This window comes from Listeria monocytogenes (assembly GCF_013282665.1).
GTDB classification, from domain to species: Bacteria; Bacillota; Bacilli; order Lactobacillales; family Listeriaceae; genus Listeria; species Listeria monocytogenes_C.
This window is the reverse complement of record NZ_CP054041.1, coordinates 1,492,154-1,505,073: the sequence shown is the minus strand read 5'-3', so window position 1 is coordinate 1,505,073 and position 12,920 is coordinate 1,492,154. Positions and strand designations below refer to the sequence as shown.

Below are 12,920 nucleotides of genomic sequence, written 5' to 3'. Positions count from 1 at the left end.
AAAATAATTAGCTGATACCAAAGATATCATTATCTATATACACTCTCAAAATGTCCATTCCATCTTCCGCATCAGTCTCCCCTCCACCAAAAATCACGTATTCACTATTTCCTGTTTAGCAACTTGCATTATTTCCAACCTATTTTGCACAACAAGTAATGAAGGATTCTTTCTCCAAATCTCTGCATCTCCAATAACATATAATCGATACTTAGCTCTTGTAACAGCAACATTCACAATATTTTCATTCACCCAGTTTACTGCTCCAGACGCACTAGCATCGCAACCTAATAAAAAGACCACTTCTCCTGCTTCTTTACCTTGAAATTTATGGACGGTTCCACAATGAGTATCAAGCCACGCATCCAATAATGATTCGCCATAACGTTTTAGCGTAGAAGATTTTTTAGCTTCTTGCACAAATCCTCTTATTACTGATGTGAAAGGAGAAATAATGTAAATATCAGCTTTACCTTGCTGCTTTTCAAATGCTCGTTCAACAACATTTACAGCTCTTCTTGCTTGGTCAGGAACATGATGATTTTTATTGCCAATTTCACTACCATCAACAGAAATCCAAACTGACTTTTGAAAGACTAAACTTTTTTCAACTGCTTCTTTAGGGGCAGCAGTTTGATAAAGCATCGTGTTGTCATAAGACAATTCATTCGAAATAGCAAACATTGGATTTAAGCATCGCCGATGAATAACTAACGGGCAACCCACCCACTGTTTTTCACTTCGATCATTTGAAGAAAGAAAGCTCCCAATATAATTTAAACTATCAGCAAAACTTTGAACGGAAATCCTCTTTCCCTTATACCATGAAAACTCTTCTCTAGCGAATAGCTCCATTAAAAGACTCACATCATCTGTCACCACTGGTTCTACTTGTTTAGGATCACCAACAACAATAGCTTTCTTAAACCGCCAAAGTGCGCCAACTGCCATTTGAGGAGTAGCCTGTCCAGCCTCATCAATAATTAATTGACCTAAACTTTCCGGCTCCTCTATATCAACCAAAAATCTACTAACAGAAGCAAATGTAGTTGAAATAACCGGTGTCACAAGAAAAATTGTATTTAGTAGTGCTTTAAAACAATGCCTCCTGTCATTATCTGTAAAACGACAAAACTCATTGTCTCTATTCTTCTTGAATTTCCACAAGTAACCCAAATTAACTAGATTCGACTTCACTTTTTTTGAAGTTAAAATAAAATACTTATTCACCTGTAAAGCTAAATAGAATAATTTCTCTCTTTCTCGGTCATATTCTTTTGTCACCCATGGGTTTGCGAGTTGCGCTTCTAATTGAGTTTCCGTATTTTTATCATGTAGTTTAGCAAAAAATGCTTCTCCAAGAGCTATAGTCCCACTTTGCTCTAAAACTTTTATTTCTTTTTGACTCTCTAATTCTACATTCTTTGCGTCTTCTCTAAGTTCTCTCAATTTCATCCTATTTTTTTGAATTTCCTTTTCATATAGAGAGATTTCATGATGTGCTTTTTTTAATTTATTTTCCAGCCTATCTTTATACATTTTTTGTTCAAAAAGTATGTTTTTTTGTTTAGAAATTACTTCTTGTTGTTTTTGCTCAACCAAAATCGCTAACTTTTCATCCTTTTGTAAAGATAGCAGTCCACTCTTTAGTTCTTCTAAACTTAGTAACCGTTGTGTTTTAAAAAAACGCCTAAATACTATCTCATGGAGCTTTCTCTGATCTTCTAATTCCATTATTTCTTTTGCTATTTCTGTAATTTGTTCTCTTAGAATACTAGTTTTCTTTTTTAAAAGAAGAAGCTTATTCTCTTCTACCTCAAGCTGAAAATAAGTTTGTTTTATTGTTGGGGCATATTGATTCAATTCATTCTCATATCTCATCTTGTCTTTATTAAAGTAATCAATTTGGTTCAAAAACTTTTTACTTTCAGTGTAAATATGTTGATTTTCCCGATCAATTGCTTCTAATTTAACTCTCTTTTTTTCATTGATTTTTGTACTTTCATGTAAAAATCGTTGAAAATTAACAACGTTTTGATATTGGTTTTTAAAGTCCTTCTTACATTTTTCAAACTCTTTATAATTCACTTCTTCAACCTTAGTTATACTCTGAATTATAGGCTCAATTACCTGATAATAATAATTTGATAAATTTGCTCGTTTTCCTAAAGGAGCAGATATCAATCCCCACTCATCCAGTAATTCTTTGTTTCCGATGTTGTCATAATTATGTTTTAATAGATGAGCAAGCATGGTAAAATAAACATCGTTTCTTTCTACAAGCCTTTTTTTTATTTTGTTCATATAATCACATGTTTTAACATCGAAAGAAAGCTTTGTTCGCTGTTTTCGTTGATCAAATAATTGTTTAATTTCTGCGGTTTCTTGAGAATCAATTCCACCCATTAGACCTTCATAATCTGGTAATTCCCTGGTAATATTTTCAACTGCAGCATTGTTAGATGATGCAACTAACATACTAAAATCATTAATACTGCTATCTCTAAAATCATAATAACGTCTATTATAATTATCGTAGCCCCCGTCTCTCTTTCCACCATCTTTAAAGGTCTTTGTATCAAATGCATCGTCAGCGTATTTATATTCTGCTAAAAGAGCCGCTCTTTCTACTACATTATGTGCAATCAATTCCTTAAGTAAAGTTGTCTTACCTGTTCCTGGAGGGCCATTTACGGAAAAGACTTTTTCTTCATTTTGTAAATACGCATTAATTGCTACTTGTTGCATTAACACTGGCGAATACTTAGAAGGCCATTTTCCTTTTGGGCCATTCAAAGGGTCTAGAATTTCTTTCAATAAATCATCATTTTCTCTAATATCCTTCCGCTGCTTTTCAAGTTTGGTATGATTGCATTCCTCATGAAGTGACGTAACATAGTCAACGAAATCATAATTACCTTCTTCAGTGTTTAAATTATTTAATATTAACTCAAAATCATTTTGAAAAAAGCTCGTCATTAATTCACTATGATCTTCCAAAACATCATTATGTTTATCATATTCCACTTGATCTTTAAAGCGAGTATAGATTATTTTATTATAGTAGTTTTCATAATTTGCGCTTGAAGTAGAAACATACTTCTTTATAAATAGATTTACAATATAATAAAATATTTCTTTTAACTTGTCAGCAGTGACCTCATTATCATCTTCATCCTCAGGAAAAAATTTTGCTTCAATGATAGCCATCGTTCTATAATATTCTTCTAGCCTCAGCTTTGTTTTAAGTTTATCAGGATAATGACAACAAATCGTCATTCCCCACAATAGTGGCGATAACCGCAGTGAATCTTTAATATACAGTCCTTCTGAATTAACTTTTAATGCAAACATAGCAATATTTTCCGCATTATTTTCAACAGTTTCTTTACCTTTGAATTTTTGATAAAGTGTATCAATAATAATTTTCCTTTGCATCCGACCAACTACAATATGAAAATCACTACTAGTAATTGGCAATTGTTCATTAAGTTTTTCATTATCTTTAATCTTCTCTTTAATGGTTTGTTGATTAGTTACTTCCTCAAAAATAGTTAGTTTGTTTTGATTTATCTCTTCCATTTTTGATAACTGTACTTTTCTATCTTCCGTGTTTTGTATTGGAAACGCTTTTTGATTCAAAAATTCTATTAATCGCCAAAATTCAATAATTTCCATGGCTTTTAGTTGTTTTGTTTTCATAACTGCCCCCGCCTTATGCTATGTCTTCATCTCACGAAAATTTCTTTTTATATATTATTCAACTCAAAATAATCATTATCAATCCGGAATATCGTATACTGATTTTCAGCTTCTACTCCAACTTTGTACTTCAGCATCAATTCTGTTAATTGAATCCCGTCAATTAACACAATACCTTGATTAGCAGCAAATTCTTTTGCTCCACTTGTATAACTAGAGGTCGTAATAAAAACACCTCTGTCAGCTCGCACACTTGCTAATGCACCATAAAATGATTGTATATCCGATCGATTTATTTTATTATCTTCTTTGTATCTTTTAGCTTGGAGATATACTGTACTAGTGCCAAGTGGGTCCTGATTAATAATACCATCAATCCCCCCGTCATTGGATCGACTAGTTACTTTGGCACTTCCGCCTTCCCCGCTATATCCCATTCTACTAAGTAAATCAACAACAAGTTGCTCGAAAAAATAAGGACTACTATTTCGAATTTTACCTAGTAATTCAATAGAAACTTCATTATTCATATTATCAATAATGCTACCAACTTCTTTTTTAGGATTTTCTTTTTCAATATCTTCACTAACACTTGTCGAAATTCCTTTGCGCTGGTTTCGAATGGCTAATTCTTTGATGTAATTAATATAATCTGGCTCTTCTTCTAACATTTTTTTAGTTAGTTTATCTCCGTTTATTTTTAATAATTGTTTGCCAGATGTGGTTATTTGGTATATCCCTCTTTTGAGACGACATAATGCCCCTGCTTTATATAGTTCGCTTAACGCAAAACTAAAGCGATTAGCAAGGATAAAATCATTTGTTTCTGGATAAGTGACCAATTTCATATCTTCTGGAATATTTAAATGTTTATATACTCTATTTCTAATAGTATGAATTGTTGCCTCTTCATCATTTTTCATCACTTCCAAAATATATGGAATGATGGAATCAAATGTAGGTAGCCCGTTCGCTGATTGTTTTAATTTTGTCCAGTCTTTATTCATATGAGGTCCCGCTTTCTCTATTATTGTTGTAAGTTATTGTGACCACAATTCCAATCAATTATACCTCTGCCTAGTCTCCGCAATCCATTCAGGTATTTTTTCCCGTAGCTTCATTTTATGCTCTAATTGGTTTCCCGCAGCCTTATTTTCTGTTTTTTATTTTCAATCTACATAATTATATTTTACCATCTTTATACCTATAAGAGCCACTTTATTTATATTATCCTCCTAAACCAATTTGCCACTTCCAAAGTGGCAAATAATAATTTCACCTCCCTCATTTTTCCAGCTATAGTAAAGACAAATCAAAAGGAGGTCTTTACGTGACAGATAGCAACGAACTAACAACAGAACTCGATTCCATGGCGATCATCTTACACGCTGGGAATGCGAAAAGTTGTGCTTTTGAGGCACTGAAAGAAGTAAAACTGCAAAACATCAGCGCTTTCACGCAGAAAATTACTGAAGCGAAAGATGAGATTAAACTGGCGCACCGAGCGCACGCGGAACTTTTACGAAAACTATCTTCAGAGAACCGAATGAGAGAGGTGGATTTACTGCTTGTTCATGCGGAAGGTCACTTGTCTTCTACGGACATTGCCGTGGAAATGATTCGGGAACTGGGAGAAATTTATCAATGGAAATGGAGTTTATCTAATGAATAATAACTTTTTATGGGGAGGTGCCACGGCCTCTTATCAATGTGAAGGTGCTTGGAATGTGGATGGCAAGGCAGAATCGATGTGGGACTACTACTTGCACGAAGCAGGTCTTGAGAATGGCGATGTAGCGAGCGATCACTACCATCGCTACGAGGAAGACATTCGGATGATGAAAGAAGGCGGGCAAAATTCGTATCGTTTTTCCTTATCTTGGCCGCGAATTATAAAAAACAGGCAAGGTGACATCAACTTAAAAGGGATCGAATTTTACCAACACTTGCTAGATACGTGTAAAAAATATGATATTGAGCCGTTTGTGACACTTTATCATTGGGATTTACCACAATATTGGGAAGAAACTGGTGGCTGGTTGGATCACGACGTTTGTGCCGCATTCGAGCATTATGCCAAGGTTTGTTATGACCATTTTGGTGATAAAATCACGAATTGGACTACGTTTAACGAGCCAAAATGGTTTGTTGCTAACGGATATAAAATCGGCAACTATCCGCCCGGCTATCAAGATACGCAAAAAACGATGATTGCGGCTTATAATGTGATGTACGCGAGTGCTTTAGGCGTCAAGGCTTTTAAAGAAGGCAACTATCCTGGGCAAATCGGCATTGTCCACAGCTACACGCCGGTGAACGGTGTCGATGAAAGTATCGAAACAAAAATTGCAATGCGCTACGCTGATAACTATTGCAACAACTGGATTCTCGACACAGCCGCACTTGGCGAATTCCCGGTCGATCTCATTGCCGAGCTAGCAAAATCGCACGACATCAGCTTTATGAAAACCGACGAACTACAAACAATTAAACAAAACACTGTCGACTTCATCGGCTTAAATTACTATTCGCGCACGCTCGTTAAACCATACACTGGCGGCGAAACCCAGCTACAATTTAACCACAGCGGTAAAAAAGGCGAAAGTAAAGTTCTCATCAAAAACTGGTTCGAACAAGTGAAAGATCCTGCCAACGAAACAACCGAATGGGACACAGAAATTTATCCAAAAGGCTTACAAGATGGCTTAATCGAAGCTTACGAACGCTATCAATTACCACTTTATGTGACAGAAAACGGCATTGGGGTTCGCGAAGACGTTTCTGTGCCACAAGTAGATGATGCCTACCGTATCGCCTTTATGAATGACCATATTAACGCCATTTTCAACGCAATTGATGCTGGTTGTGACGTTCGTGGCTACTACGCTTGGTCCCCGTTCGACCTTTACTCTTGGAAAAATGGAGTTGAAAAGCGTTACGGACTTGTAGCAGTTGATTTCGAAAACAACCAAATCAGAAAACCAAAAGCTTCCTACTACTGGTTCAAAGAAATGATTGAAAGTCAGGGAAAACTCATCAAACGAAGAGAATTTTAAAAAAAGGAGCAGAAAAATGAAAAATATCATGTTAGTTTGCAATGCTGGTATGTCCACAGGAATGCTTGCGAAAAAAATCGAAGCCGCTTCTGGCAATACATTAAACGTCACTGCTTATAGTGAATCCGAGTATACCGATTATTTGGAGGGTGTCGATCTCGTTCTTATCGGCCCTCAAATCCGTTTCCTTATGCCACAAATTAAACAGGCCGTCAGCGTCCCAGTCCATGCCATTTCACCAGTAAAATACGGCATCATGGACGGCAAAGGGGTTTACGAAGACATCCAGAAATTAATAGGAGGATAAAAACATGCGATTTAATACCATTAGCGAAAAAATGGATCAATATATTTCCCCGCTGGCTAACAAACTTAGCCAGCAACGCCATTTGAAAGCAACCAGAGATGCCTTTATGTCCATGCTACCAATAACATTGTTTGGTTCGATTCCGATTATTTTGAAAGCGGCTCCAGTAACTGATAATACAACAAATGGCTTCCTGCTTGCCTGGGCTAACTTTGCCGAAAAATATGATTTAATCCTAAACTGGATTAGCGGAATCACACTTGGCGCCATGTCGTTATATATTTGCGTCGGTATCACGTATTATTTATGCAAACACTATCACGAAGATTTCTTACGCCCACTCATGTTTTCTATCGCCGGTTTCTTTATGCTCGTACTTAATCCAATCAAAATGGGTTGGGACGGCAAAGAAGTCGACATTAGTTTCCTTGATGGACGCGGAATATTACTCTCGATTTTCGTCGCCATCGTTACCGTAGAAGGCTATCACTGGATGCGTAAGAAAAATGTCGGTCGAATAACCATGCCCGATAGCGTCCCAGCCTCACTATCCGAGACATTCGCAGCCTTAGTTCCTGGTATTATTTTAATGACTTTTTTCTCGATTATCTTTATCATTTTCAACCTACTAGACACAACTGCCATCCAATTCTTGTATGAAAAAATGGCGCCGAGTTTCAAAGCGGCCGATAGCTTACCATTCACGATTCTAAGTATTTTCCTAGTTCACCTATTCTGGTTCTTCGGTGTGCACGATGCCGCACTTGCCGGAATTCTAGGCCCAATTCGTGACGGAAACCTTTCAATCAACGCCGCTGAAAAAATGGCTGGTCAAGATTTGACGAATATTTTCACGACACCATTCTGGACATATTTCGTTATCATTGGTGGTTCTGGTTCCGTTCTCGCACTTGCCTTTTTAATGATGCGCTCTAAGTCCAAACAACTAAGCACCGTCGGGAAAGTCGGCTTCTTACCTTCCATATTCGGAATTTCTGAGCCGCTAATTTTCGGAACACCACTAATGCTGAATCCGATTTTCTTCTTTCCGTTCATTTTCACATCCGTATTCAATGGTGTCATCACGTATCTTTGTATGTATTTCGGGATTGTTGGAAAAACGTTCGCCGTCTTCTCTTGGCAAATGCCCGCACCAATTGGAGCATTTCTATCCACCATGGACTGGCGAGCCATCGTTCTCGTATTCATCCTGATTTTCTTAAACGGTCTGATGTACTACCCATTCCTAAAAGTGTATGAGAAAAATCTTGTCGCTTTAGAAAAAGAAGCCGAAGAAGAAAACATTGCTGCTAATTAATAGCCACTTAAATAGAGATTGGGACAAAAAACTCGTCTCTTTCTCTATTTGGTGTTGTATAATAACAATAGGTTAAGGGAGAATTAGGGGGGATAAAATGACTATTTCAGAAAGGCAACGTTCATTGTTAGAAAAGCTTAACGACAGCCAAAAGACAGTAACAGCAAAAGCACTTTCAGAAATGTTAGGCGTTTCTTCCAAAACTGTGCGAAATGACATTATGCAAATTAACCAGTCATTTAGTTCCACAATCATCACATCAAAAGCTGGAAAAGGTTATTTTTTGACACCAAACGAGCAACTTTTACAAATGAATCTAACTAAAAATAACGAAAACCTACATTTTGAATTATTACGCCATATTATCGAACAAGATCATACGAATTTCTATGATTTAGCCGACCAATTTTTTATTAGTGAATCGACGTTATCTCGTATTATTAAAGAGCTCAACGCGGCTATCGCTGAAAAAGATGAGTCGCTTTGTATTATTAGAAAAAACAACGAGCTCATAACGGAGGGCGGTGAAGAAGAAAAGCGCCGCATCTTCAACCTGTTCCTCAATCAGGAAATCGAAAACCATCAATTAAGCCTAGATAAATACGCCGATTACTTCGATTATTGCAATCTAAAACAACTTTCTGAGCTTATTATTGCGTACCACAAAAAGAACGAATTTTTCATGAATGATTTTTCGACAATTTCGTTCATCTTGCATATCGCTGTTTTAATTGAGCGAATCAGTATGGGCAGCTATATAGAACGAACCGCTTTACTTGAGCAAGATAAAACTAGCCTTGAAATGGCAGAACAGCTAGCAGAAACGTTAGAAGCCGAACTACAAATCAATATTCCAACACAAGAACTAAGCTATATCGCCCGGCTTTATTCCGGCAAATTAGTGACAACTTCCACCATTGACGCGCAAGTTTTTGGCAGCGTTGTCACTCGGCTCCTTGAAGCAGTGGACCAAAATTTCCATATCGACTTTTCAGCTGACGAAAAAATAGCCACCTATCTAGTGGCCCATATATCAGCCCTATACAAAAGAGCCTATCACAAACAATATTTAACCAACCCGCTCACTGAAGAATTAAAAAACAAATTTCCGTTTATCTACAATGTCAGTGTTTATGCCTCTGCCTTTATTCAAAAAGAGCTCGCAATCACTTTCCCAGATGACGAAATTGCGTATATCGCGTTACACTTTCTGTCCGCTTCGGAAACAATCAATCACGGCAAAAAGAGAAAGATACTCTTAGTTACCCCATACGGCGCAGGCAGTCAACGCTTAATTCATAATCAACTAAAGAAAATACCTGATTTTTCGATTGATTTACTCGTTTCCCAGTCCATTTTCGACATAAAACAGTTCACCTTAGACAAAGAAATTCACTTGATTTTAACCGCCGAGCCATTAAACCTAACAACCGACATCCCAGTCTATCACTACGATTTGCTTTTAGCAGAGAGCGATTTGCAAAAAATCAAACACATTTTAGAAAAAAAGCCAAAAACCGAATCGATTTCCAGAAAATTTTTCAAAAAAGAACTGTTCTTTCCAAAGCAAAACTTCAAATCAAAAGAAGAAACCATCACCTTTCTTTGCGAGCAATTAACTGCATTTGACTACTGCGAACCCGATTACGTAGCAAAAGTATTCGAGCGCGAACAATTATCGAGCACCTGTTACGGCAACTACTACGCCATCCCGCATGCCATCCAGCGAAGCGCGAAGAAAAATGCCGTCGCCGTATGCTCACTTGATAAACCAATCGACTGGGGCGGAAATCGCGTCAAACTCGTCCTCCTACTCACTATGAAAGAAGAACGCGACAACTCTTTTGAAGAATTATTCGGCCAACTAGTAACCATCTTAAACGAACGCAGCTTCGTCAAAAAACTAGCCAAACAAGAAGATTTCCAGCAATTTATCGAACTTTGCGAACAAAAAACCCTAGATTCTTAAACAATCTAGGGTTTTCTAATCCGATCAATTCCAAAAACAACAATCGGCAAATAATTAAAAAAGAAACTAATCCGCTGACAAAAACCAATTTTATCTAAAACCGGCAAGTGATTCACCGCTGGAATCCGCGCAAGTCCATAAATACTAGCAGATAGTAAACTAACGATTAATAGCACAAGATAAACATTGCTGAGCGTCTTCTCGCCAGTTTTCCGGTACAGAATGACCAGAAACAACGGAAAAATCAAAAATCCCGCATAACCAAGCCCCGAGCCAATATTATGCACCCAAGTCGAAAACGTCCAACTCGCCTGCTCCGTATCAATACTAAACAGCCCCGTAAAAATACAATCGCCAACTCCATACAATCCAATCGCTGAAGCAAGCAAAATCGCCAAAGTCCGCGAAGTTTTAACAACGCTCTGATAAATCGCCGGTAAAGCGAGCACAAAGAACACCCCAGACACCACCGACCAAACCAAAAAAGCCCCTCGAACCGGACTAGCCACATCCCCAAACACACTCATAACCCGCGTCATTTGGTTTAATTCTGGGTAAAAGATTCCAAGTATGTAAGGCGTTAGAAAATCACTCAAAACGCCGAGTAATAAAAAGTAAAAACCGTATTTTTTTAGAAATTTCATTTGGATCCTCCTTTTATTTAGGGTATATTAGTGTAATTTCAACTCCATATTAATTATACAAATCTATCCCCATCTAATCTAGTTTAAACTTTCTATGACTAAATAATAGCCGAAATCAAATAAAAAGCCGAAAAAAATATTTTTCCAGCTTTTCCTAAATTTAACACGATTATCTTTTTATACGCCCAGCAATGAAAACTAATCAATCCAATGTAAACCCTTGTTTCTTCAAGAATCCCGCTATTTCTGGTCTTCGTATTTCTTCAAAAAACTCTACATTCTTGTCTCCCCATGAAGTTTGATGCTGATTTTTTTCACGTAAAGCATAATATTCTTTGGTCAATTCCTCATACGCTTTTAAATCCGTAAATTGTTCATGTGGATACTGATTTTCTCCTACTTGATTTTCTAGTAATAGCCGTGGTTTTACTTGATTTTTATATTCTGGAACGCCTACAGTTAATCCGAAAACAGGTATCGTAAATGGTGGTAAGTTTAGCAAATTAGCCACTTTTTCAATATCATTTCTTATTCCACCGATATAACAGATTCCTAAATCAAGAGACTCAGCAGCAATAACCATATTTTGAGCTGCAATTGTAGCATCTATCACCGATACGAGTAACGATTCCATATTTCTCAAACCATCTAAAGTTCGATTATTCTCCAGTAAAAGTTTTGATTGTCGGTATAAATCACCTACAAACACATAAAAGGTTCCCGTTTGATTTACATAAGAAGCACTATTCGTAATTTCAGCTAGTTCCTTTCTTAGTTTTTCATCTGTGATTTCTAAAATAGAAAAAGATTGTACAAAATGCGAACTAGATGCACTTCTCGCAGCTGATAATAAATGTTGTTTGGTTTCATCTGATAATCTTTCATTTTTAAATTCTCTTACTGAAACATGTTTAACTAATTGTTGAATTGTTGCATTCATAGCATAACCCCCAAATTGAATTTATATTGTAAATAAAGTATAATCTATCTGCACTATCATTTGAAATGCGTAAATCGTATGCCGGTATCATTATTTTTGATATCAGAAGGAGGAAATTATGGATATTGAAAACATGAAAGCATTTAATAAAGTAGCTGAACTAAAGAGTATTTCTGCAGCAGCAAATGAACTGCATCATTTACAGTCTAATATGTCCAATAAAATAAAAAATATCGAAAAACAGTTCCAAACTCAACTTTTCTTCCGGCACTCGAATGGTGTGGAATTGACTAAAGAGGGCGAAAAAATCTATCAACAATTCAAAAAAATGATTTTATTATGGGAGGAAACGATTGATATTATCAATAATGAAGAAGAAACTATCTCAATCGGTATTACGCAATCTTCTTTGCCTATGGAATTTAACACAATCATTAAAGAGTTCTATCAACAGTTTCCAAATAAAAAATTATCTATCGTTAGCGGAAGTACAAGTGAATTAATACCAAAAATAGCTAACAGAGAACTAACCATCGCTTATGTCGCTGAACTCGAAAAAGAAAATTTATTTCAAGATAGCCAAATCATCTCACAAACGCTCTCATGGGATAAACTAGTTTTCGCAGGCAACACAGCTGGAAAATCAGTCCAAAAAATATTAGCGGAAGAACGATTATACGTCTTCAGCAAACAATGTTATTCATACCGGGCCCTAGCTGCTCTCATTAACGATTTTAATATTCCAAATGTTTCTTTATCAGAGATTAATATTCCTGAAACACTTGTTGAAATCTGCAACAATGAACTTGGTATTGGAATTATTCCTGAAAGCATCGCACTAAACTACCATTTTCTAAACTATGAAACATTACCCGCAGAATATGTAGCGCTTCGAAAAACCTTAATTTATCATGCAGATCATACAATTTCAACTGGTGAAAAATGGCTTATCGAAAAAAGTAAACCAGCTTTCAAAAGTTAAGT

The 12,920-nt window shown here is 36.5% G+C and carries 10 protein-coding genes; 6 read left to right on the top strand and 4 right to left on the bottom strand.

The window, feature by feature from the left end; all coding sequences use genetic code 11:
- Nucleotides 1-93 precede the first annotated feature (93 nt).
- Entirely contained in the window at nucleotides 94-3,702 is a 3,609-nt protein-coding gene (locus tag HRK21_RS07535; protein WP_070006175.1) for a DEAD/DEAH box helicase, read from the bottom strand.
- Between the two features lie 47 nt (nucleotides 3,703-3,749).
- Nucleotides 3,750-4,709 carry a restriction endonuclease gene (locus HRK21_RS07530; RefSeq protein WP_070006177.1) on the bottom strand — a complete coding sequence of 320 codons (960 nt, stop codon included), beginning with the start codon at nucleotides 4,707-4,709 and terminating at the stop codon, nucleotides 3,750-3,752.
- Between the two features lie 323 nt (nucleotides 4,710-5,032).
- On the opposite strand from HRK21_RS07530, the gene HRK21_RS07525 reads away from it, so the two are divergent.
- The 5 genes from HRK21_RS07525 to HRK21_RS07505 all read left to right on the top strand — a co-directional run bounded on the left by HRK21_RS07525 (nucleotide 5,033) and on the right by HRK21_RS07505 (nucleotide 10,352).
- A complete protein-coding gene (locus HRK21_RS07525) occupies nucleotides 5,033-5,374 on the top strand; it encodes a PTS sugar transporter subunit IIA (RefSeq protein ID WP_077952723.1) in 342 nt (113 codons plus the stop codon).
- Nucleotides 5,367-6,758, top strand: coding sequence for a glycoside hydrolase family 1 protein (locus HRK21_RS07520; RefSeq protein WP_070006178.1), 1,392 nt, complete (start codon nucleotides 5,367-5,369; stop codon nucleotides 6,756-6,758). Before HRK21_RS07525 ends, HRK21_RS07520 begins: the two co-directional genes overlap by 8 nt.
- A gap of 16 nt (nucleotides 6,759-6,774) precedes the next feature.
- The gene (locus HRK21_RS07515) at nucleotides 6,775-7,065 is read left to right on the top strand and encodes a PTS sugar transporter subunit IIB (RefSeq protein WP_070006181.1); all 291 of its coding nucleotides are present in this window, start codon (nucleotides 6,775-6,777) and stop codon (nucleotides 7,063-7,065) included.
- Nucleotides 7,066-7,069: 4 nt separating this feature from the next.
- Nucleotides 7,070-8,383, top strand: coding sequence for a PTS sugar transporter subunit IIC (locus tag HRK21_RS07510; RefSeq protein ID WP_070006183.1), 1,314 nt, complete (start codon nucleotides 7,070-7,072; stop codon nucleotides 8,381-8,383).
- Nucleotides 8,384-8,480: 97 nt separating this feature from the next.
- Nucleotides 8,481-10,352, top strand: a complete 1,872-nt coding sequence (locus HRK21_RS07505; protein ID WP_070006185.1) for a BglG family transcription antiterminator — start codon at nucleotides 8,481-8,483, stop codon at nucleotides 10,350-10,352.
- A gap of 5 nt (nucleotides 10,353-10,357) precedes the next feature.
- On the opposite strand, the gene HRK21_RS07500 is transcribed toward HRK21_RS07505, so the two are convergent.
- Both HRK21_RS07500 and HRK21_RS07495 read right to left on the bottom strand, forming a co-directional pair.
- Nucleotides 10,358-10,996: a DUF998 domain-containing protein gene (locus HRK21_RS07500; protein WP_070006187.1), complete on the bottom strand. Its 639-nt coding sequence runs from the start codon at nucleotides 10,994-10,996 to the stop codon at nucleotides 10,358-10,360.
- Nucleotides 10,997-11,198: 202 nt separating this feature from the next.
- Entirely contained in the window at nucleotides 11,199-11,936 is a 738-nt protein-coding gene (locus HRK21_RS07495; protein WP_070006189.1) for an NADPH-dependent oxidoreductase, read from the bottom strand.
- Nucleotides 11,937-12,054: 118 nt separating this feature from the next.
- Between HRK21_RS07495 and HRK21_RS07490 the strand changes: the two genes are divergently transcribed.
- Nucleotides 12,055-12,918, top strand: a complete 864-nt coding sequence (locus HRK21_RS07490; protein WP_070006191.1) for a LysR family transcriptional regulator — start codon at nucleotides 12,055-12,057, stop codon at nucleotides 12,916-12,918.
- Nucleotides 12,919-12,920: the final 2 nt, after the last annotated feature.

Bases quoted from the DNA above. Each gene is read 5' to 3' on its own strand.
- HRK21_RS07535 (WP_070006175.1), bottom strand. From the start codon at position 3,702: ATGAAAACAAAACAACTAAAAGCCATGGAAATTATTGAATTTTGGCGA.
- HRK21_RS07530 (WP_070006177.1), bottom strand. From the start codon at position 4,709: ATGAATAAAGACTGGACAAAATTAAAACAATCAGCGAACGGGCTACCT.
- HRK21_RS07520 (WP_070006178.1), top strand. From the start codon at position 5,367: ATGAATAATAACTTTTTATGGGGAGGTGCCACGGCCTCTTATCAATGT.
- HRK21_RS07515 (WP_070006181.1), top strand. From the start codon at position 6,775: ATGAAAAATATCATGTTAGTTTGCAATGCTGGTATGTCCACAGGAATG.
- HRK21_RS07510 (WP_070006183.1), top strand. From the start codon at position 7,070: ATGCGATTTAATACCATTAGCGAAAAAATGGATCAATATATTTCCCCG.
- HRK21_RS07505 (WP_070006185.1), top strand. From the start codon at position 8,481: ATGACTATTTCAGAAAGGCAACGTTCATTGTTAGAAAAGCTTAACGAC.
- HRK21_RS07500 (WP_070006187.1), bottom strand. From the start codon at position 10,996: ATGAAATTTCTAAAAAAATACGGTTTTTACTTTTTATTACTCGGCGTT.
- HRK21_RS07495 (WP_070006189.1), bottom strand. From the start codon at position 11,936: ATGAATGCAACAATTCAACAATTAGTTAAACATGTTTCAGTAAGAGAA.
- HRK21_RS07490 (WP_070006191.1), top strand. From the start codon at position 12,055: ATGGATATTGAAAACATGAAAGCATTTAATAAAGTAGCTGAACTAAAG.